General features: G+C 71.3%; 18 protein-coding genes. 8 read left to right on the top strand and 10 right to left on the bottom strand.

Annotation, left to right across the window (positions count from 1 at the left end; genetic code table 11):
• Positions 1–181 precede the first annotated feature (181 nt).
• The 4 genes from ACWFR3_RS30565 to ACWFR3_RS30550 form a co-directional block, all read right to left on the bottom strand.
• A complete protein-coding gene (locus ACWFR3_RS30565) occupies positions 182–1,405 on the bottom strand; it encodes an MFS transporter (RefSeq protein WP_453737887.1) in 1,224 nt (407 codons plus the stop codon).
• Between the two features lie 165 nt (positions 1,406–1,570).
• The gene (locus ACWFR3_RS30560) at positions 1,571–2,593 is read right to left on the bottom strand and encodes an endonuclease/exonuclease/phosphatase family protein (RefSeq protein WP_453737886.1); all 1,023 of its coding nucleotides are present in this window, start codon (positions 2,591–2,593) and stop codon (positions 1,571–1,573) included.
• Between the two features lie 174 nt (positions 2,594–2,767).
• A complete protein-coding gene (locus tag ACWFR3_RS30555) occupies positions 2,768–3,367 on the bottom strand; it encodes a TetR/AcrR family transcriptional regulator C-terminal ligand-binding domain-containing protein (protein WP_453737885.1) in 600 nt (199 codons plus the stop codon).
• Between the two features lie 58 nt (positions 3,368–3,425).
• Positions 3,426–5,018: an MFS transporter gene (locus tag ACWFR3_RS30550; RefSeq protein WP_453737884.1), complete on the bottom strand. Its 1,593-nt coding sequence runs from the start codon at positions 5,016–5,018 to the stop codon at positions 3,426–3,428.
• A gap of 156 nt (positions 5,019–5,174) precedes the next feature.
• Here ACWFR3_RS30550 and panB point away from each other — a divergent pair, with 156 nt between their 5' ends.
• The 3 genes from panB (at position 5,175) to ACWFR3_RS30535 (ending at position 8,207) form a co-directional block, all read left to right on the top strand.
• Positions 5,175–6,065: a 3-methyl-2-oxobutanoate hydroxymethyltransferase gene (panB, locus tag ACWFR3_RS30545; protein WP_453737883.1), complete on the top strand. Its 891-nt coding sequence runs from the start codon at positions 5,175–5,177 to the stop codon at positions 6,063–6,065.
• 292 nt (positions 6,066–6,357) lie between these two features.
• The gene (locus ACWFR3_RS30540) at positions 6,358–7,377 is read left to right on the top strand and encodes an ATP-binding cassette domain-containing protein (RefSeq protein WP_453737882.1); all 1,020 of its coding nucleotides are present in this window, start codon (positions 6,358–6,360) and stop codon (positions 7,375–7,377) included.
• Positions 7,374–8,207 (top strand): ABC transporter permease, encoded by an 834-nt coding sequence (locus ACWFR3_RS30535; protein ID WP_453737881.1) that lies wholly within the window; start codon positions 7,374–7,376, stop codon positions 8,205–8,207. Before ACWFR3_RS30540 ends, ACWFR3_RS30535 begins: the two co-directional genes overlap by 4 nt.
• Before the next feature lie 11 nt (positions 8,208–8,218).
• Here ACWFR3_RS30535 and ACWFR3_RS30530 read toward each other — a convergent pair whose 3' ends face one another.
• Both ACWFR3_RS30530 and ACWFR3_RS30525 read right to left on the bottom strand, forming a co-directional pair.
• Entirely contained in the window at positions 8,219–11,566 is a 3,348-nt protein-coding gene (locus ACWFR3_RS30530) for an AfsR/SARP family transcriptional regulator (RefSeq protein WP_453737880.1), read from the bottom strand.
• A gap of 234 nt (positions 11,567–11,800) precedes the next feature.
• Positions 11,801–12,166 (bottom strand): DUF6578 domain-containing protein, encoded by a 366-nt coding sequence (locus tag ACWFR3_RS30525; RefSeq protein WP_453737879.1) that lies wholly within the window; start codon positions 12,164–12,166, stop codon positions 11,801–11,803.
• A 107-nt stretch (positions 12,167–12,273) separates the two neighbouring features.
• On the opposite strand from ACWFR3_RS30525, the gene ACWFR3_RS30520 reads away from it, so the two are divergent.
• Positions 12,274–13,077 carry a site-2 protease family protein gene (locus tag ACWFR3_RS30520; RefSeq protein ID WP_453737878.1) on the top strand — a complete coding sequence of 268 codons (804 nt, stop codon included), beginning with the start codon at positions 12,274–12,276 and terminating at the stop codon, positions 13,075–13,077.
• On the opposite strand, the gene ACWFR3_RS30515 is transcribed toward ACWFR3_RS30520, so the two are convergent.
• The 3 genes from ACWFR3_RS30515 to ACWFR3_RS30505 all read right to left on the bottom strand — a co-directional run bounded on the left by ACWFR3_RS30515 (position 13,067) and on the right by ACWFR3_RS30505 (position 15,222).
• Positions 13,067–13,255 carry a hypothetical protein gene (locus ACWFR3_RS30515; protein ID WP_453737877.1) on the bottom strand — a complete coding sequence of 63 codons (189 nt, stop codon included), beginning with the start codon at positions 13,253–13,255 and terminating at the stop codon, positions 13,067–13,069. The two genes, ACWFR3_RS30520 and ACWFR3_RS30515, sit on opposite strands and share 11 nt — an antisense overlap.
• Before the next feature lie 118 nt (positions 13,256–13,373).
• Complete coding sequence (gene npdG, locus ACWFR3_RS30510; protein WP_453737876.1) at positions 13,374–14,078, bottom strand: NADPH-dependent F420 reductase; 705 nt, start codon at positions 14,076–14,078, stop codon at positions 13,374–13,376.
• Between the two features lie 37 nt (positions 14,079–14,115).
• Complete coding sequence (locus ACWFR3_RS30505; RefSeq protein WP_453737875.1) at positions 14,116–15,222, bottom strand: sialidase family protein; 1,107 nt, start codon at positions 15,220–15,222, stop codon at positions 14,116–14,118.
• A gap of 79 nt (positions 15,223–15,301) precedes the next feature.
• Between ACWFR3_RS30505 and ACWFR3_RS30500 the strand changes: the two genes are divergently transcribed.
• The gene (locus ACWFR3_RS30500; protein ID WP_453737874.1) at positions 15,302–15,916 is read left to right on the top strand and encodes a hypothetical protein; all 615 of its coding nucleotides are present in this window, start codon (positions 15,302–15,304) and stop codon (positions 15,914–15,916) included.
• A gap of 467 nt (positions 15,917–16,383) precedes the next feature.
• The gene (locus tag ACWFR3_RS30495; protein WP_453737873.1) at positions 16,384–17,649 is read left to right on the top strand and encodes an MFS transporter; all 1,266 of its coding nucleotides are present in this window, start codon (positions 16,384–16,386) and stop codon (positions 17,647–17,649) included.
• A gap of 40 nt (positions 17,650–17,689) precedes the next feature.
• Here ACWFR3_RS30495 and ACWFR3_RS30490 read toward each other — a convergent pair whose 3' ends face one another.
• Entirely contained in the window at positions 17,690–17,911 is a 222-nt protein-coding gene (locus tag ACWFR3_RS30490) for a hypothetical protein (protein ID WP_453737872.1), read from the bottom strand.
• 58 nt (positions 17,912–17,969) lie between these two features.
• Here ACWFR3_RS30490 and map point away from each other — a divergent pair, with 58 nt between their 5' ends.
• Together map and ACWFR3_RS30480 are read left to right on the top strand one after the other, a co-directional pair.
• On the top strand, positions 17,970–18,827 hold the full coding sequence (gene map, locus ACWFR3_RS30485; RefSeq protein WP_453737871.1) for a type I methionyl aminopeptidase: 858 nt from the start codon (positions 17,970–17,972) through the stop codon (positions 18,825–18,827).
• A gap of 153 nt (positions 18,828–18,980) precedes the next feature.
• Complete coding sequence (locus ACWFR3_RS30480; RefSeq protein ID WP_453737870.1) at positions 18,981–19,637, top strand: biliverdin-producing heme oxygenase; 657 nt, start codon at positions 18,981–18,983, stop codon at positions 19,635–19,637.
• Positions 19,638–19,716 lie beyond the last annotated feature (79 nt).

Genomic DNA, 19,716 nt, shown 5'->3' with positions numbered 1-19,716 from the left:
CGCCGCGCCCCCGGGGGGGTGGCCCCTCGTATCCCCCCACCCCCGCTGCCGTGGGGTGGCGTGGTCTCGGCCCGCCGGCGGGGGGGGGGGGGGGGGGGGGGGCGCCCCCCCCCCCCCCAAAGATCCGCCGCGAAGCGGCGGTGCGATCGCCCACCCACGTGTCACCCGGGAACGAGGGGCACTACCGGCGGGACGTTTCCCGCCGGGGCTCTCCCGAAGCCACCAGACGCTCGCTGCCGGCCGCAGGCATCGGCGCCGGCGACCGCAGGTCCACCAGATACGCAAGCCCCGCCACCGCAAGGCCGAGCACCGCCAACAACGCCCCCGCCACCGCGGGCGACGTCACGCCGAAGCCCGCGGCGAGCGCGATGCCGCCGATCCAGGCACCACCGGCGTTGGCGAGGTTGAACGCGGCCTGGTTCGCGGACGAGGCCAGGGACGGGGCCGCGGACGCCTTCTCCATGACCATCAGCTGCAGCGGCGACCCCGTCGTGAACGCGGCCATGCCCAGCAGCGTCACCGCGATCGCCGCGCTCCACGCCGCCCCCATCAGGAGCGGGAAGAAGGCGAGGACGACGACCAGGGCGATGAGTCCGCCGAAGAGGGTGCCCCGCAGGGAGTGGTCGGCGAGCCGGCCGCCGAGCAGGTTGCCCGCGGTCGCGCCGACACCGAACAGCGCGAGCAGCAGCGTCACGCTGGATTCGGCGTAGCCCGCCGCGTCCGTGAGCATGGGCGTCACATAGCTGTACGCGGAGAACAGCGCCCCGAAGCCGGCGACGGTCGTACCGAGCGCGAGCCAGACCGGAACGCTGCGCAGCGCCCGGAGCTCGCCGCGCAGGCCGCCGCTCTCGCCGTGGGCGTGGTCGGCGGGGACGAGGAAGGCGAGCGCGGCGATCGCCACGAGGCCGATCGCGCTGACCGCGAGGAACGTGGCGCGCCAGCCGAGCTGCTGCCCCATGGCCGTGGCCACGGGCACGCCGACGATGTTGGCGACGGTCAGGCCGAGGAACATGAGCGAGACGGAGCGCGCCTTGCGCTCGGGAGCCACCAGGCCGGTGGCGACCACCGCTCCGACGCCGAAGAACGCGCCGTGCGGAAGGCCGCTGAGGAAGCGGGCGGCCATCAGCCAGTGGTAGTCGGGGGCGGCGGCCGAGAGCGCGTTGCCCGCGACGAAGAGCACCATCAGGCCGATGAGGACCCGGCGGCGGGGCATGCGTGCGGTGACCGCGGCGAGCAGCGGGGCACCGATGACGACGCCCAGGGCGTACGCGGAGACGAGGTGTCCGGCGGTGGGGATGGAGATGCCCAGGTCGTCGGCGACGTTGGGCAGCAGGCCCATCATCACGAACTCGGTCGTGCCGATGCCGAAGGCGCCCACGGCAAGGGCGAGCAGGGCCAGGGGCATGAAGAACCTTCCGGGGGAGCGCATGAGGGGGTGCATCGGGGAGGTGATGCAAGGGGGGACGGGTGTTCCGTAAGTTTACGTACGGAACAAACCCTCTCAGGCCCAGTATTCCGTGAGGTTAAAAACGGATGTGCACCATGTGGCGGGAGTGACGCCCGCCCGGGGCTACAGCTTGAGCCGCGCCGCGATCGGCAGGTGGTCGCTCGCCGTCTCCGGCAGCGTCCAGGACGACATCGGCTCGACGTCCTTCACCATGATCTGGTCGATGCGCGCCATCGGGAACGACGCCGGCCAGCTGAACCCGAAGCCGTCGCCCGCCGCGCCCTGCGTGGAGCGCATCTGCGAGGTGACCGCGTTCAGGGCACGGTCGTTCATCGTGCCGTTCAGGTCGCCGAGCAGCACGACCTTGGAGATCTTCTCGTCGGAGATCGCCTCGCCGAGCGCGTCGGCGCTCGCGTCACGCTGGTTCGCGGTGAAGCCCGCGTCGAGCTTGACCCGTACCGACGGCAGGTGGGCGACGTGGACGGCGACCTCGCCCTTGGGGGTGACGACCGTCGTCCGCATCGCGCGGACCCAGCCCAGCTTGATGTCCACGGGCTTGGTGCCGGTCAGGGGGTACTTGCTCCACAGGCCGACGGTGCCCTGCACCGAGTGGTACTTGTACGTGCCGGCCAGGGCCTTCTCGTACGTCGGGACGGCGTTCGCCGTGAGCTCCTCGAGCGCCACGACGTCGGCACCGGACGCGGCGACGTCACGGGCGGTGCCCGCCGGGTCGGAGTTCTCCGCGTTCACGTTGTGGGTGGCGACCGTCAGATCGCCGCCGGTGGCGGACTTGCCGGTGATCAGGCCGCCGAAGGAGCTCACCCAGATGACCGCGGGCAGCAGCACGGCGATCAGCGCGGTGGCGGACTTGCGGACGACGCCGATGACGAGCAGAACCGGGAGCAGCACACCGAGCCAGGGCAGGAACGTCTCGATGAGGCTGCCGAGGTTGCCGATGCCGTTCGGGATCTGTGCGTGGAAGAGCATCACCAGGGCGAGCAGCACGGCCACCCCGGCCGTGACAAGGCCGCGCCTCCAGATACCCCGGTCTCCGCGCCACCCGTCCACCAGGCGCCGGAACCGGGACCCCTGGCGGTCGGGTCCCGTGCCCCCGCTGCCCGTCTCCGTCACATACGCCTGCGCCATACGCTCGTCGCCTCACTGGTGCCGTGCAACCGTCCTCGCCCCTGAAACCCTAGGCGATAAACGGGTGTCCTCCCCGCCGTCCGAGACGGCATTACGGGACGATGACGAGCGGGGCGGCGCGGCGGGTTCCACATCTCGGCGCACAACGGGTCGGCTGTGACGAAACGCGCACATTCACCCCGTGGGCCGCAGCCCCTCGAGCACGGTGTCCACCATCTGCTCGGCGAGGCCCTCGTGGAGCGGCGCGTCGGAGCGCAGGATGGTGCGCACGAGCATCGGGCCGACGAACAGATCGTTGGCGAGCACGATGTCGACGTCCGCGCGCAGTTCGCCGTTCTCGACGCCGCGGCGCAGCACCCCCAGCATGACGCGGCGCTGCGGCTCGATGACGGTCGCGTGGTACGCCTCCCACAGTTTCGGCAGGCTCTTCATCTGCGCGAAGACGTTGTGCATGAGCGCGGAGGAACGCATGTTCACGCCGCGCCTGCGCAAGTGGTCGAGGCAGGTGATGAGATCACCGCGCATCGAATCCCCGGCCAACTCGGGCGCAGGGTCGTCCATGCCGCGCAGGATGTCGACGAAGAGCTCCTCCTTGCCGCTCCAGCGGCGGTAGATGGTGGCCTTGCCCACACCCGCCGTGCGCGCGATCCGTTCGATGGAGATGCCGGCGAGGGGCTCACCGTCCTCGATCATCTTCAGGACGCCCTCGACGATCGACCGCTCCACGGCCTCGCTGCGAGGGCGTCCCCGGACGCCTTTGGCGATGTGGCCCACGTCTGCTCCGCCTCTCGTCGTCCCCCGCCTCTCCGGCACCGATTGTCCCGGGGAGTCGTCAGTGCCCCGCGCCCACCGGGTCGGCCTCCCGCTTCTCCGGCTCCGGCTCCTGCGGGGTGCGGCCCGGCAGGAACAGGGCGACGACCACGACGCCGATCAGGGCGACGCCCGCGCCGCAGAGCGCCGTGACGTGCATGGCGTGCAGGAACGAGTCGTGGGCCGCGGTCACCAGGGGTTCGCCGCGCGGGCCGAGCTTGGCGGCGACGCCGAGGGTGGCCTCGATGGACTCGCCCGCGGTGTGCCGGATGTCGGCGGGCAGCAGGGTCAGCTTGTCCTCGACGCCGCTGCGGTAGGCCGCGGAGAGCACGGAGCCGAGCACCGCGATGCCCAGGGCGCCGCCGACCTGCCGGAATGTGTTGCTCAGCGCGGAGGCGGAGCCCGCCTTCTCGCGGGGCAGGGCCTGCATGATGACGACGCTCGCGGGCGTCATGATGTGCGCCATTCCCGTGCCCATCAGGAAGAACATGACCTCCAGGATCCAGATCGGCGTGTCGGCCTCCAGGATCGTGAAGGCGGCGAGCATCGCGGCCAGGAGCAGCAGGCCGCCCGAGCACACGGCGCGGACCCCGAAACGGTCGACGACGAGGCGGGCGCGCGGCGCGAAGATGAGCTGCGCCGCGGCGAGCGGCAGCATGAGCAGGCCGGTCTGCAGCGGCGAGTAGCCGCGCACGCTCTGGGTGTAGAAGACGGCGAAGAACGTCACGCCCATCAGCGCGAAGAAGACGAGCGCGAGGGAGCTGATCGCCGCCGAGAAGACACGGTTCTTGAAGTACGTGATGTCGATGGACGGGTGGTCGCTGCGCTTCTCGTAGAGCACGAAGCCGACGAGCACGGCGAGGCCCGCGAGGATGGTGCCGAGGACCTTGGGGTCGGTGAAGTCGGCGAGCTGGCCGCCCTTGATGATGCCGTAGACGAGCAGGACGAGGCCGACGATGGACAGGGCCACGCCGAACAGGTCGATCCGGCCCGGCTTGGGGTCGCGCGACTCGGGCACGAGCCAGATCATCAGGCCGATCGCGACGATCACGATCGGCACGTTCACCAGGAAGACCGAGCCCCACCAGAAGTGGTCGAGCAGTACGCCGCCGGTGATGGGCCCGATGGCGATGGCGAGGCCGACGCCGCCCGCCCAGATGCCGATGGCCTTGGGCTGCTCGTCGCGCTCGAAGACGTTCATCAGGACGGCGAGGGTGGCGGGCATCACGAAGGCTGCGCCCAGGCCCATCACCGCGCGGAACAGGATGAGTTGGACCGGTGAGCCCGACTCGGCGGCGAGCGCCGAGCCGACGCCGAAGACGGCGAGACCCACGAGCAGCATCTTCTTGCGGCCGAGCCGGTCGCCGAGCAGGCCCGCCGTGAAGAGGAGCCCGGCGAAGACGAGCGTGTAGGAGTTGATGGCCCACTCCAGGTCGCCCTGGGTGGCGCCCAGGCCCGTGGGCTCCGGGGTCGAGATCGTCTTGATCGCGACGTTCAGGATCGAGTTGTCGAGCACCACGATCAACAGGCTCAGCATCAGGACGCCGAGGATCGCCCAACGGCGCCGGTGCACGGCCTCCGGTATGCGAGGGGTGGAGACGGCGGGAGTAGTCATGGCATCAAGCCTAGGCCCATTCCGATACGAGACCGTCTCGTATTGTAAAGACTTTACCGAAGGGGCCACTAGCCGACTTGCGGCACGCGATGCCACCATGGAGGAGATCCGGGGACGCCGTCAGGGCGCCTCGAGATAACAGAAGGAGCCGTTGCGATGACGCAACTTCCGGCTGCCCAGAACCAGCCTGCGGGTCCCGCCGCGAGCCAGTCCGCCGACAGCAGCAAGGCGCTGTACGGAGGCAAGAGCACCCGCCGCATCACCGTCCGGGACATCACCGCCGCCAAGGAGCGGGGCGAGAAGTGGCCCATGCTCACCGCGTACGACGCCATGACCGCGTCCGTCTTCGACGAGTCCGGCATCCCCGTGATGCTGGTCGGCGACTCGGCGGGCAACTGTCACCTCGGGTACGAGACCACCGTGCCCGTCACCCTCGACGAGATGACCATGCTGTCCGCGGCCGTCGTACGGGGCACGTCGCGTGCCCTGATCGTCGGCGACCTGCCCTTCGGCTCGTACCAAGAGGGCCCGGTCCAGGCCCTGCGCTCGGCGACGCGCCTGGTCAAGGAGGCCGGGGTCGGCGCGGTGAAGCTGGAGGGCGGTGAGCGCTCGCTCGCCCAGACCGAGCTGATCGTCTCCTCCGGCATCCCCGTCATGTCCCACCTCGGCCTCACGCCGCAGTCCGTGAACACCATGGGCTACCGCGTGCAGGGCCGCGGCGACGAGGCGGCGCACCGGCTGCTCCGTGACGCGAAGGCGGCGCAGGACGCGGGCGCGTTCGCCGTCGTCCTCGAACTGGTCCCGGCGGAGCTCGCGGCCGAGGTCACCCGCTCGCTGCACATCCCGACGGTCGGCATCGGCGCGGGCGCCGCCTGCGACGCGCAGGTCCTGGTCTGGACGGACATGCTGGGCCTGACCGGCGGCAAGATGCCGCGCTTCGTCAAGCAGTACGCGGAGCTGCGGAACGTGATGAGCGGCGCGGCCAAGGCGTTCGCCGAGGACGTCGTGGGCGGCACGTTCCCGGCCGCGGAGCACTCGGTCCACTAGCACGCAGGGCGGTTCTTCCACCGCCGTACAAGCCATTGCGGCACCACCGGCAGCCCGTCGATATCCCCCGTCGACGGGCTGTCCGCCTTTCCCTGCGGGGCTTGGCGGGATTACTGTCCGCCGCTTCGCGGCGAATTTTTCCCGCCCACCCGCCCGTGACCGCCGGGTAATCGGGTGGGTGGGCGGGAGAAGATCCGCCGCGAAGCGGGCGGGACAGGGACGCGACCAGGCCACCGGCCAGGTGTAGGCAAGCTGTCGGTGGTTTGTCGGTGGCGGCTGCCACTCTTACGGCATGAAGCGAATCGACAACACCCCCGGCGGCGCCGGAAGCGCCGTCACCGTGAGGGGACTGGTCAAGCACTACGGCGAGACCAAAGCACTGGACGGCGTGGACCTCGACGTACGCGAGGGCACGGTCCTCGGCGTGCTCGGTCCCAACGGCGCCGGCAAGACCACCCTCGTACGCTGCCTCTCCACCCTCGTCGTACCGGACTCCGGCTCCGCCTTCGTCGCCGGGTACGACGTCGTGAAGCAGCCCCGCCAGCTCCGCCGGGTCATAGGCCTGACCGGTCAGTACGCGGCCGTCGACGAGAAGCTCTCGGGGCGCGAGAACCTGTACATGATCGGGCGGCTCCTCGACCTCTCCCGCAAGGACGCGAGGGCGAAGGCCGACGCGCTCCTGGAGCGGTTCTCCCTCACCGAGGCGGCGGGCCGCCCCGCCAAGACGTACTCCGGCGGCATGCGCCGGCGCCTCGACCTCGCGGCGTCGATGATCGGCAGCCCCTCCGTGCTCTACCTGGACGAGCCGACCACCGGCCTCGACCCCCGCACCCGCAACGAGGTGTGGACCGAGGTCAAGCGCATGGTCAGCGACGGCGTCACCGTGCTGCTCACCACCCAGTACATGGAAGAGGCCGAGCAGCTCGCCTCCGAGCTGACCGTCATCGACCGCGGCAAGGTCATCGCCAACGGCGGCATCGACGAGCTGAAGGCGAAGGTCGGCGGCCGCACCCTGCGCATCCGCCCGGCCGACCCGCTGGAACTGCGCCCGCTGGCCGGCGCGCTCGACGACATGGGCCTGACCGGCCTCGCCACCTCGACCGTGGACGCCGAGTCCGGCACGGTCCTGGTGCCGATCCTCAGCGACGAGCAGCTCACCGCCGTGGTCGGCGCGGTCACCGCGCGCGGCATCACGATCGGCTCCATCGCCACCGAACTGCCCAGCCTGGACGAGGTGTTCCTCTCCATCACCGGCCAGAAGGCCAGCGCCCCGCAGGACGCCCGCCCCGAACTCGAGGAGGTTGCCGTATGAGCAGCACCACTCTCACGCCGCCCCTCCACCAGGGAGAGGCCGACGCCCGCATAGGGCTCCGTGACCACGTGCGCCACACCAGCGCCCTGGTCCGCCGCAATCTGCTGTGGATCCGCCAGGACCCGGAGTCGATGCTCGACGCGATCCTGATGCCGATCATCTTCACGCTCCTGTTCGTGTACGTCTTCGGCGGCTCCATCGGGCAGGCGCTCGGCGGCGGTCAGGACCAGTACGTGCAGTACGTGGTGCCGGGCATGATGGCGATGATGAGCATGAACATCGCCATGGCCGTCGGCACCGGCTTCAACCAGGACTTCCAGAACGGCATCATGGACCGCTTCCGCACCCTGCCGATCGGCCAGGGTTCGGTGCTCTTCGCCAAGATCGTGGTGGAGCTCATGCGGATGCTCGTCGCGACGGCGGTCATGATGGTCGTCGGTGTCCTGGTGGGCTTCGACATCACCAACTGGGGCGGACTGCTCGCCTCCGTGGGCCTGTCCGCGCTCTTCGGCTCGGCCATCATGTGGATCTTCCTGGTTCTCGGCGTCGCCCTGAAGAGCGCCCAGTCCGTGCAGGCGATGGGCTTCCTGGTCCTGATGCCGCTGCAGTTCGGCTCGTCGATCTTCGCGCCGACGCAGTCCATGCCGGGCTGGCTGCAGGCCTTCACCGACTACAACCCGCTGTCCTCGCTCGCGGACTCCGCGCGCGGCCTGATGGTGGAAGGCTACGGCCCGGTCGCCCACGACATCTGGGTGACGGTCGGCTGGTCGGTGGTGCTCACGGTGGTGATGGCGCCGATCGCGATCCACAAGTTCCGCACCAAGAGCTGATCGCGCACGAGCTACTCGATGTACCTGTCGCAGAGGGCGGCGGCCTCTTCCACGGAGAGCCCGCCGCCTTCCGCGTACGCGGCCTCGTAGGCGGCGTCACCCAGTGCCGCGCGTGCCGACTCCTCGGCGGCCGTGTTGATCTCGCGCTCGGCGGCGGCGGCGAAGTGACCGGGCGGCAGCTCACGGCGGGCCACGGCGATCAGCCTCGCGGCGTCGGCGGCGTGCCGGCCGCCGTCGAGCGCGGCCAGGGCGCGGGCGGCGGTGGTGAGATGGACGGAGGTCATTTGCGGCGCCATCATCTTGGTCAGCGGGTCGAGGGACTTGTCGAGCGCGGAGCGCGCCACGGCGAGGCCCTCGGCATGGCGGCCGTCCACGGTGTCGAGCCACGCCTCGGCGCCCAGCATGAAACCCTCGAAGATGACGAACTCGACGGCCTTGAACTCGGCGCGCAGCAAACGGAGTTGTTCACGGGCCTCGGCGGAGCGGCCGGTGCGGCCGAGCAGGTCGACGAGGAAGAAGCGCGCGGCGGGCATGGACTCGCCGTTGCTGCTGGTCACGCCGTCACGCTCCATGACCGCCCAGAGGAGCTCCTCGCCCCTGGCCAGTTCGCCCGCCTCGGCGAGCACTCCCCCGAGCCGGGCCATGAGCACGCTCACCTGCGCGGGGGCGCCGAGCGTCTCCGCGTGCTCGATGGCGGCGCCGAAGTCCTCGGCGGCCAGGGTGTACCGGCCGCGCCGCTCATGGGCCTCGCCGCGCGACGAGAGCGCCTCGGCCATGCCCCACACGTCGCCGAGCCGGGTGAAGATCTCCAGGGACTCGTCGGCGTCACGGCGTGCGTCGCCCGCCCAGTCGGCGCGGTTGGCGCGGACGTTGGCGCGCTGCTGAAGGGACGCGGCGAGCTCCCAGTCGTACCCAAGATCGCGGCAGGAGGCGATGGTCGCGTCGATGATGTCGTACAGCTGGGTGATGTCCCCTTCGAGCATCACCGCGAAGAACCACAGGCTCCCCGGCGACCAGCAGGTCTGCGGAAGACCCGGCCGGTACGCCTCGCGGATGCCCGCGAGTTTCTCGACGGCCTCGGGCGTCTGCCAGGCCTGGAGGTTCATGTCCATGCAGGAGAGCTGGATGAGATGGACCCCGCGCCGCGCCTCTTCGAGCACCTCGGGGCGCATGGGCGGCGGGCTGTCCGTGCAGCGTTCGTAGAGCGGTTCCACCGGGGTGACGGGGCGGGCGAAGGGGTCGGGCCCCATGGCCACGACGTCGCGGGACCAGTTGCGGATCTCGACGCGCAGGTCGCGGATCGTCCAGAACCAGGAGAGCGAGAGGACCAGGCAGAGCGCCTCCTGCTCCTCACCGGCGGCGACCGCGTGCCGCAGGGCGGTGCGCAGATTCTCGTACTCGACTTCGAGTCCCTGGACCGCTTCCCGCTGGCCGCCGCCCCGCAGCCGCGGTTCGGTGAGCCGGGCGAACTCCCGGAAGTACACGAGGTGGGCCCGCTCGGCGGCGCCGCGGTCGCCCGCCTCGTCGAGCCGCTCGCCCGCGTACTCGCCCACGGTTTCGAGCAGCCGGTAGCGCATGCCGCCCTGCGGCGAAGGGGCGGCCACGACAAGGGACTTGTCGACGAGGGAGCCAAGGACGTCCGCGATGTCGGGCGGCCGGAGCCCCGCCCCGTCACCGGCGGCGGCCGCTTCCGCGGGCGCCCCGCAGACCGCTTCGGCGGCGGCCAGGTCGCAGCCGCCCGCGAAGACGGAGAGGCGGCGCAGGACGGTGCGTTCGGGGGTGTCCAGGAGGTCCCAGGACCAGTCGACGACCGCGCGCAGGGTCTGCTGGCGGGGCAGGACCGTACGGGCGCCGTTCGTCAGGAGGCGGAAGCGGTCGTCCAGGCGGTCGGCGATCTGGCGGGGGGTGAGCATGCGCAGGCGGGCGGCGGCCAGTTCGATGGCGAGCGGCAGGCCGTCGAGGCGCCGGCAGATCTCCGCTGCCGCCGCCCTGTCGTCCTCGATGCGGAAGCCCGGCCGGGCCGCCGCGCCGCGGTCCGCGAGCAGGCGCAGCGCGATCGGCTCCGGCAGCGGCTCCACCGGGTGCAGCAACTCCCCCGGTACGCCCAGGGGTTCACGGCTGGTGGCGAGGACGGTGAGGCCGGGGCAGTGCGCGAGAAGCCGGTCCGCGAGGCGGGCCGCGGCGTCGATGACGTGCTCGCAGTTGTCGAGGATCAGGAGCATGTGGCGCGGGGCGCAGTGTTCGGTGAGGCGTACGACGGGGTCGTCGCCGTGCCGCTCCGACACCGCCCGCAGCTCTTCGGCGCCCGCGCCGCGCAGCACCGTCTCGCGGGCGCCGAGCGCGGTGAGGACCGCCTCCGGCACCGCGTCGGGGTCCTCGACCGGCGCGAGCTCCGCCAGCCATACGCCGTCGGGCACGCCACCCGCGTGGGCCTCCCCGGCCTCCTGCGAGAGCCGCGTCTTCCCGGCGCCGCCGGGCCCGAGCAGCGTGACGAGGCGGGCCCGCGCCAGGTCGCCCCGGATGGCCTCGATGTCGCCCTCGCGGCCGACGAAGGAGGTGAGCCTGGCACGCAGGTTGCCCTGCGGCCGCTGCGGCGGGCGGGCCTTGGCCGGGGGCGGCTGCGGGGCGTCGCCGCTCTGCAGCAACTCCTCGTGCAGCGCGCGGAGTTCCGGCCCGGGGTCGGCGCCGATGCGGTCCGCGATGAGCCGCCGCACGCCGTCGTACGCGGCGAGGGCCTGGGCCGGGCGGCCCGCGTCGCGCAGCGCCCGCAGCCGCAGGGCCTGCAGCGGCTCGTCCAGGGGGTGGGTGTCGCACAGGGCGGCGAGCTCGGGCAGCACCTGCTCGGCCCTGCCCAGCGCGAGGGCCGCGGCCAGCCCGGCGCGGCGGGCTTCGAGGCGCCGGGACTCCCACCGGGCGGCCTCCGCCGTGCGGTCGGGGAGGTCGGCGAGCACGGGTCCCTGCCAGAGGGCGAGCGCGTCGTCCAGGATCGCCGCGGCCTTGGCGGCGTCACCGTCCGCGAGGGCGTCCGCGCCCTCGCCCGCGAGCCGGTCGAAGCGGTACAGGTCGATGTCGTCCGGCGCGGCGCACAGCTGATAGCCGCCCTCGGTCGAGGCGATCGCATCGGCACCGATGGCCCTGCGCAGCCGCCCCACCAGCGCCTGCACCGCACCGGTCGCGTCGGCGGGCGGATCACCGTCCCACACCTCACCGACGAGAACGCCGACCGGGACGGGCCGCGAGGCCCGCAGGGCGAGAACCGTGAGAAGAGCGCGCAGCCTTGTACCGCCGACGGGGATATGGGTGCCGTCGGCACGGAATGCCTGGGTGGTGCCGAGAATGCGGTAGCGCACGGGGTCCATTGTCTCTGGTGGAGGTGCGGAGCGATGTCGGATGCCGCACCGGGCCGGACGCACTGCCGGTCGCGGGCGGCGGGCAAGGTTACGGCAGGCGGAGTCCGGGGCGGGCACGGGCGGTGCGGCGAGTCGGTTCGCGGGCGGCGCCGACAGCGGTCAGCGGTCGCAGGGCCCTGGAGGTTGCCCCGGAACGGCCCCGCGTCTCCGAGGGCCTGCGCCTGCGGCGAGCCGAGCCGCCGGTCACGCGCCGCCCTCCCGTACCTCCAGCGAGACCAGCACCCCCACTTCCCTGCGGAAGTGCCCCTGCTCCCGGCTCCCCTCCACCGGGTCCTTGAACCACTTCGGGCACTTCTCCACCGGGCGGAGCTGTCTCTCCCCCTTCACGGGTTCGTACTCGTCCGTGCCGGGCCGCAGCTCGAAGCCCTGCGTCACCAGCTGGATCGACCGCACCCGGCCCACCGTGTCGGGACCGTAGACCCCATGGCGTTCCACGGAATAGAGCGTCGGACCGCCGCCCAGTTGCCACGTCACCTCGTCCCCCACGGAGAACGGCTTCCCGCAGCACTCCATCTGCCAGTCGTCGTACATCACGTTCCACAGCGCCATGCCCCCACCTTCCCCGGAACTCCCCACCGAGTGCGAGACGTTTTCGGCGTACACCGGGGTACGGTCCCGTACGACAACCGGCCCGCCAGACCCAGGAGCCCCGCCCCATGACCACCGCTCCCACTCGACCCAGCGACCGGCGGATCAGCCCCGTCTTCCTCGGGATCGCCGCCGTCACCGCTGTCTCCGGCTGGGCCGCGTGGACCGGATTCGCCGAGAATCCGGGGATCGCCGTCTTCCTCTTCGTGACGGCCGCCTGGATCGTCTCGCTCTGTCTGCACGAGTACGCGCACGCCCGCACCGCCCTGCACAGCGGCGACATCTCCATCGGCGCGAAGGGCTATCTGACCCTCAACCCGCTGAAGTACACGCACGCGCTGCTCAGCATCGTGCTTCCGGTGCTCTTCGTGATCATGGGCGGCATCGGTCTGCCCGGTGGCGCCGTCTTCATCGAGCGCGGCCGGATCCGCGGCAAGTGGAAGCACAGCCTGATCTCGGCCGCGGGCCCGCTGACGAACGTCCTCTTCGCGATCGTGTGCACCGCGCCCTTCTGGCTCGACGCGCTCTCCGGCGTCCCGGACACCTTCCGCTTCGCGCTCGCCTTCCTGGCCATGCTCCAGGTGACGGCCGCGATCCTGAACTCGCTGCCCATCCCCGGCCTGGACGGCTACGGCGTCATCGAGCCCTGGCTCTCGCACAAGATCCGCCGCCAGGTGGAGCCGTTCGCGCCGTTCGGCCTGATCGCCGTCTTCGGCATCCTGTGGATCCCCGAGGTCAACGGCGCCTTCTTCGACGCGATCGACGCGATCCTGCGCGGCCTGGGCGTGGGCGACCTGGAGACGTACTGCGGTCAGGACTTCTACCGCTTCTGGGACGGCGACACTAGCCAGTACTGCACGCTCAACCCGTAGCGGTGCGCGCGTTGCGCTCGGCCTTCGCGCGGCGCAGGTAGTACCACGCCATGTTCGACGAGAGGCCGGCCAGCAGCACCCAGACGACGCCGATCCAGTTGCCCTGGACGAAGGAGACCACGGCCGCCGCGACGGCGAGGACGCAGACCGTGAGGGCGTAGAGAGCGAGGCGGGGCATGGGGGTCGGCTCCTGTCGGGGGTCGGTTCGGGTGACGCCGGGACACCGCGCGCGGCTGCGTACGCAGCGACGTACGCGAACGGCGTCCGCACCCAGTGTCCCCCATGCCCGCTACGTCCTAGACGTCGGTCACGCGCAGCCCCGCGTGCGCCTTGTAGCGCCGGTTCACGGAGATCAGGTTGGCCACGAGGGACTCGACCTGGTGCGCGTTGCGCAGACGGCCCGCGAAGACGCCCCGCATGCCGGGGATGCGGGCGGCGAGCGCCTGGACGATGTCCGTGTCGGCGCGCACCTCGCCCAGGACCATCACGTCGGTGTCGATCTCCTCGACGGCCGCGTCCTGGAGCAGCACCGCCGAGAGGTGGTGGAAGGCGGCCGTGACCCTGGAGTCCGGAAGGAGGGCGGCGGCCTGCTCGGCGGCGCTGCCCTCCTCGGGCTTCAGGGCGTAGGCGCCCTTCTTGTCGAAGCCCAGCGGGTTCACGCAGTCGACGACGAGCTTGCCGCTCAGCTCCTCGCGCAGCGCTTCGAGCGTCTTGCCGTGTCCGTCCCACGGCACGGCGACGATCACGATGTCGCTGCGCCGCGCGCACTCCGCGTTCTCGGCGCCCTCGACGCCGTGGCCGAGTTCGTCGGCGGCACTCTGCGCCCGCTCGGCCGCGCGGGAGCCGATGATCACCTTCTGGCCCGCGCGGGCCAGGCGGTAGGCGAGGCCGCGGCCCTGGTCGCCGGTGCCGCCGAGCACGCCGACGACGAGCCCGGACACGTCGGGCAGCTCCCACGGGTCCTTGGCCGGAGCCTTCTGCACACTGTCGTTAGAGGTCATGCGGCCGACCTTACTCACCGCCCGGCCGCCATCTCCGTCAGGCCAGCGCACCCACCGGGATCCGCCGGAAGGTGATCGTCTCGTACGCGCTGAAGTCGCCCGTCTCGTAGAGGAGTCCGACGGTCTCGTCGTCGACACGGACCAGATCGGAGTACGCGGCGGGCAGTCCGTCCACGGTGTACGCGTCCTGCCACGTGATGCCGCCGTCCCGGCTGTGGCGCACCGTCATCAGGGCACGGAAGCCGGGGTCGGCGGGCCCGGAGAACAGCAGCACGTCGGGCGTACGAAGCTGCAGCACGCTGCATTCGACGACGGGGCCGACGAGTCCCGCCTGCGGCCGGAAGGGCTTGACCAGCTTCCGGCCGCCGTCCGCGGAGTAGGCGTCGCCTCTGGTGCCGGGGGCCGGGGAGTCGTTGCGGGTGTTGAAGTAGACCCGGCCGTCGGGGAGTTCGGCCGCGGTGGTCTCGTTCACGTTCACGTAGCCGTCGGTGTTGTCGTCGATGTAGCCGATGCGCCAGGTCTGCCCGAGGTCGTCACTGAGCAGGCTGTGGCCGCCGTTGTACTTGCCCTCGGTGCCGTTGTCGGTACCGGTGGGCGGGAGGGAGTGATTGGCGGGGACGACGATGCGGCCGCTGCTCGCAGCGTCTCCGCTCGCGCCGCCGCCGGTGAGCTGGATCGCGTGGCCCGGCGTGGTCGCGTACCACCGCCAGTTCGCCTTCTTCACCTGCCCGGTGATCTCCCTGGCGACCGACCAGGTAAGGCCGTCGTCGTCGCTGTGCTGCACCCAGATCCGCCGCCCGTTCGCCGCCGAGACCTTGCCGCGCCGGATGGCGTCCTCGGTCGCGGCGGCGGCGTTGCGGACGTGCACGAGGAGGACGCGGCCGGTGCCGAGGACGACAGGGGCGGGGTTGCCGGCCAGGTCGGCGCCGTTCTTGACGGCGACCTGGAGCGGCCCCCAGGTGCGGCCGCCGTCGGTGGACCGCTTGAGCACCACGTCAATGTTGCCGAAGTCGTCCTGCGAGCCGACCCTGCCCTCGCAGAAGGCGAGCAGGGAGCCGGGGTTCGTGCGCACGACGGCGGGGATACGGAAGCTCGCGTAGCCCTCGCGCCCGGCGCGGAAAGGAACACTTGTCTCATCAGCCATCCCCGGTCCGTCCCCACCTCGGGCGAATTCCCGGTGAACTCCGCCTGACGACTCACCCGTTGAGGCAGGATGCGGCCCCATGGACGCCGTACGGGTCGCGCTGCTGCGCGAAGTGCTCGCAGGAACCGAGTGGGTGGGCGCGACGCGTCGCTTCGCGGGGACGCTGCGGTCCTCCGTGGTGCCGCACGGGGGCGGGCTGCTCCTGGTGGGCACTGAGGCGTACGAGCCGTGGCATCTGGCCGCGCATCTCGTGGACGAGGCGGCGTGGTCCGGGACACCGGAACTGACGCCGACGCTCGTGCGCCACCGGGTACGCGAAGGAGATCCCGCCCACCTCTCGACCGGGCTCGGCCGGATCGAGGCCGCGCGGCGCGGCGAGACGCTGCTCGTGGTGGCACCGGACACGCCGGCGGAGCCGCCGGGGGCGGGGCTGCTTGAGCGGGTGCACGATGCTCGCGCGGCGGGGGCGACGGTACTTGCCCTGGGTTCGGGGCACGGCGATCTGCGGGCCATGGCGCACGAGGCGCTCGCCGTGCCTCAGTCGCCCGACCTCGATCTCGACATGGTCCAGCACTTGGTGAGCGCGGCGGCGGGCGAGAACGCGGTGCCGGCTGCGCGGGGCCGACGCCGTCTCCGGGACCGCCTGTCCCGCCTGGCCGACCAACTGACTTCACCGCCTCCGGCGCGGTGGTGAGATCGGCTGCCCGAGGTGCCAGCGGGCGCGGTAGTGAGATCAGCTGCCCGAGCTGCCAACGGGCGCGGTGGTGAGATCGGGGCTGCCTGGGTTGACTGGGTTGACTGGGTTGCCGCCGGCACGGGGGTGGGATCAGGGCTGTCTGGCCGCCGCCGGCGCGGTGGTGGTGCCGCCTGCTCCAGGACGCCGCTTCGCGGCGAACTTTCCCCACCCGCCCACCCGTTACCCAGGGCAATCGGGTGGGTGGGCGGGAGACATCCGGCGCGAAGCGGCGGCTCAGGGTTGAGACGAGTTCAGCTGCGCGACGCCGGGCAATCGGGCGGGTGGGTGGGAAAGACCCGCCGCGGAGCGGCGTTTCAGGCCCGCACGCAAGACGCCCCGCCCAGAGCCCCAGGGCTCACGCAAGGCGCCCCCGCCCGGGAAAATTGGTTGCCCCGCGGGCCCCGCCGCGCTGAGCATGGCTTTTCGTGTCTTTCTCCTCCGTGTTGCCCGACCTCTCCCCCTGGCGTTCCACGCGTGACTTCCGGCTGCTCTGGGTGCAGGGGCTCGTCACCACCTTCGGCAGCTTCATGGCCCTGGTCGCGCTGCCGTTGCAGATCAAGGACCTCACCGATTCGCCGCTCGCCGTCGGGGCGATGGGCGCGGTCGAGCTGGTGCCGCTGGTCGTCTTCGGGCTGTACGGGGGCGCGCTGGCCGACGCGGTCGACCGGCGCAAGGTGATTCTCCTGACCGAGGCGGGCCTCGGCCTCCTCGCCGCCGTACTGCTCGTGAACGCGCTGCTCCCCGAGCCACTGCTCTGGCCGCTGTACGTGGTGGCCGCGGGAGTCTCCGCGCTCGCGGGACTGCAGCGCCCCGCGCTCGACTCCCTCATGGCCCGCATCGTGCCGCACGACCAGCTCATCGCCGCCACCGCACTCAACTCCCTGCGCTGGAACGTCGGCGCGATCGCCGCCCCCTCGCTCGCGGGCCTGGTCGTCGCCTACGCCGGGCACGCACCCGCGTACGCGATCACGGTGGCGTCCTTCGCCGCCTCCGTGGCCCTGTGCACCCGTATCGCACCGGCGCCCCCGGCTCACGACGCGGAGAAGCCCTCGCTGCGGGGTCTCGCGGAAGGCGCGCGGTACGCGTGGTCGCGGCCGGTGCTGCTCGGCACGTACGCGATCGACATGGCGGCGATGTTCTTCGCCTTCCCGAACACGATCTTCCCGTTCCTCGCGGAGGATCTCGACGCCGAGTGGTCGCTCGGCCTGATGTACGCGGCCGGGGCGGTCGGCTCGCTGCTGCTCAGCCTGACCAGCGGGTGGACGTCACGGGTGCGGCGGCACGGGCTGCTCGTCGTGTTCGGGGCGGCGGGGTGGGGTCTCGCGATCACGGCGGCCGGATGGTTCGCCAACGTCTGGGTGGTCCTCGTGTGCCTGGCCCTGGCCGGCGCGGGCGACATGCTCAGCGGGCTCGGCCGCTCCACCATCTGGAACCAGACGATCCCGGACGAGCTGCGGGGCAGGCTCGCGGGCATAGAGGTGCTCTCCTACAGCGTCGGCCCGCAGCTCGGCCAGGTACGCGCGGGAGCGGCCGCCGGCTGGACCGGCACCAGGACCGCCATCTGGTCCGGCGGCCTCGCCTGCGTGGCCTCGGTCGCGGCACTGACGGCGCTGCTGCCCAAGCTGGTGTCGTACGACGCGAGCACGGACGAGGACGCGGCCCGCCGCCGGGAGATGTCCGCCACCCGGTAGCCGAGTGCACCCCGGTGGCCGACCGCACCCCGGCGGCGGGTCAGGCGCCGCCGGGGTCCTTGTCGTGCCACTTCGGGTCGGTCTCCCACTCCAGGTTCCGCTCGGCGGCGGTCTCCATCGCGCGCTGGGCCTCCTCGCGGGACGCGTACGGCCCGAAGCGGTCCTTGCCCGGGCAGTCGGGGCCCTCCTCCACCGTCTCGTGCTCCAGGCAGTAGAACCACTCGCCCGGTTTACCGACGGTCCGCTTCTTGAACAGTGCCATGGTCTGCTCCTCTCTCTGCAGCCATGCTGCCCCACCACCGCTGGTTAGACTCGCTGGCATGTCTGGCCAGTCACTGCTCGTCCCAGGGGAGCTCTCCCCCATCCGCCCCGTCCCGGGAAACATCAGGCGCCCGGAGTACGTGGGGAAACCCGCGCCCACCCCGTACACGGGGCCGGAGGTGCAGACCCCCGAGACCATCGAGCTGATGCGCACCGCGGGCCGTATCGCCGCGCGCGCGATGGCCGAGGCCGCCAAGCACATCGCACCCGGCGTGACCACCGATGAGCTGGACCGCGTCGCCCACGAGTACATGTGCGACCACGGCGCCTACCCCTCCACGCTCGGCTACCGCGGCTTCAAGAAGTCGCTGTGCACCTCCGTCAACGAGGTCATCTGCCACGGCATCCCGGACTCCACCGTCCTGAACGACGGCGACATCATCAACCTCGACGTGACCGCGTACATCGGCGGTGTGCACGGCGACAACAACGCCACGTACCTGGTCGGGGACGTCGACGAGGAGTCCGTGCTCCTCGTGCAGCGGACCCGCGAGTCCCTCGACCGGGCCATCAAGGCGGTCAAGCCCGGCCGCCAGATCAACATCATCGGCCGCGTCATCGAGTCGTACGCCAAGCGCTTCGGCTACGGCGTCGTCCGTGACTTCACCGGCCACGGCATCAACACGTCCTTCCACTCCGGCCTGATCGTCCCGCACTACGACAGCCCGCACGCGACGACGGTGATCAAGCCGGGCATGACGTTCACCATCGAGCCGATGCTGACCCTGGGCACGCACGACTACGACATGTGGGACGACGGCTGGACCGTCGTGACGAAGGACCGCAAGCGGACCGCGCAGTTCGAGGAGACGCTCGTGGTGACGGACAGCGGGGCGGAGATCCTTACGCTTCCCTGAGCTCTGAGCGGGTAGCGTTTTTACCGACAGGACGTCGGGAACCAGTTGACTTAGGTAAGCCTAACTTGGATGATCTGTAGCAGTCGCACTGGTTCCCGCCATCCGTCGGGATTTTTCGCCTACCCTCGCTTTCTTCGGCTTCGGAGGTCCCTCATGGATCCGTTCTCCACGGTGATCCGCACCGCGTCGCACGAGCAGCACACGGAGGCGGAGACCTCGACCTTCATGAGCGACCTGCTGGGCGGCAGGCTGGGCGTCGACGCGTACGCGCGCTACACGGAACAGCTGTGGTTCGTGTACCGCGCCCTGGAGGAGGGCGCCGGGGCGCTGCGCGACGACCCGGTCGCCGGGCCGTTCATACAGCCCGAGCTGCTGCGCGTCGCGGAACTGGAGCGGGACCTCGCCCACCTGCGGGGTGCGGGCTGGAAGACCTCCGCCGCCCCGCTGCCCGCCACCGCGGCGTACGCGGCGCGGGTCGCGGAGTGCGCCCGCGAATGGCCCGGTGGCTACGTCGCCCACCACTACACCCGCTACCTCGGCGATCTCTCCGGTGGCCAGATCATCCGCGGCAAGGCGGAACAGACGTGGGGCTTCGCCCGCAAGGGCGACGGCGTCCGCTTCTACGTCTTCGAGGGAATCTCGAACCCGGCCGCGTTCAAGCGGAGCTATCGGGAGCTGCTCGACGGGCTCGGGGAGGTTGTTCCGGATGAGCTTGAGCGGCAGCGGATCGTGGACGAGTGCAAGCGCGCTTTCGCTTTGAATACCGGGGTGTTCCGTGAGCTGGGGGATGAGTTCCCGCTGTCGGCGTAAGGCGAACCCTGCGGGGCTTTCCCCAATCCCGCCCCTTCCCGAAACCAGGGGGCTCCGCCCCCTGGACCCCCTTACAAGA

The organism is Streptomyces sp. NPDC055189, assembly GCF_053606765.1.
Note: the sequence above shows the minus strand (reverse complement) of the source record. Positions and strands in the feature narration are given on the sequence as shown.

Bases quoted from the DNA above. Each gene is read 5' to 3' on its own strand.
- ACWFR3_RS30565 (WP_453737887.1), bottom strand. From the start codon at position 1,405: ATGCCCCTGGCCCTGCTCGCCCTTGCCGTGGGCGCCTTCGGCATCGGC.
- ACWFR3_RS30560 (WP_453737886.1), bottom strand. From the start codon at position 2,593: ATGGCGCAGGCGTATGTGACGGAGACGGGCAGCGGGGGCACGGGACCC.
- ACWFR3_RS30550 (WP_453737884.1), bottom strand. From the start codon at position 5,018: ATGACTACTCCCGCCGTCTCCACCCCTCGCATACCGGAGGCCGTGCAC.
- panB (WP_453737883.1), top strand. From the start codon at position 5,175: ATGACGCAACTTCCGGCTGCCCAGAACCAGCCTGCGGGTCCCGCCGCG.
- ACWFR3_RS30540 (WP_453737882.1), top strand. From the start codon at position 6,358: ATGAAGCGAATCGACAACACCCCCGGCGGCGCCGGAAGCGCCGTCACC.
- ACWFR3_RS30535 (WP_453737881.1), top strand. From the start codon at position 7,374: ATGAGCAGCACCACTCTCACGCCGCCCCTCCACCAGGGAGAGGCCGAC.
- ACWFR3_RS30530 (WP_453737880.1), bottom strand. From the start codon at position 11,566: ATGGACCCCGTGCGCTACCGCATTCTCGGCACCACCCAGGCATTCCGT.
- ACWFR3_RS30525 (WP_453737879.1), bottom strand. From the start codon at position 12,166: ATGGCGCTGTGGAACGTGATGTACGACGACTGGCAGATGGAGTGCTGC.
- ACWFR3_RS30520 (WP_453737878.1), top strand. From the start codon at position 12,274: ATGACCACCGCTCCCACTCGACCCAGCGACCGGCGGATCAGCCCCGTC.
- ACWFR3_RS30515 (WP_453737877.1), bottom strand. From the start codon at position 13,255: ATGCCCCGCCTCGCTCTCTACGCCCTCACGGTCTGCGTCCTCGCCGTC.
- npdG (WP_453737876.1), bottom strand. From the start codon at position 14,078: ATGACCTCTAACGACAGTGTGCAGAAGGCTCCGGCCAAGGACCCGTGG.
- ACWFR3_RS30505 (WP_453737875.1), bottom strand. From the start codon at position 15,222: ATGGCTGATGAGACAAGTGTTCCTTTCCGCGCCGGGCGCGAGGGCTAC.
- ACWFR3_RS30500 (WP_453737874.1), top strand. From the start codon at position 15,302: ATGGACGCCGTACGGGTCGCGCTGCTGCGCGAAGTGCTCGCAGGAACC.
- ACWFR3_RS30490 (WP_453737872.1), bottom strand. From the start codon at position 17,911: ATGGCACTGTTCAAGAAGCGGACCGTCGGTAAACCGGGCGAGTGGTTC.
- map (WP_453737871.1), top strand. From the start codon at position 17,970: ATGTCTGGCCAGTCACTGCTCGTCCCAGGGGAGCTCTCCCCCATCCGC.
- ACWFR3_RS30480 (WP_453737870.1), top strand. From the start codon at position 18,981: ATGGATCCGTTCTCCACGGTGATCCGCACCGCGTCGCACGAGCAGCAC.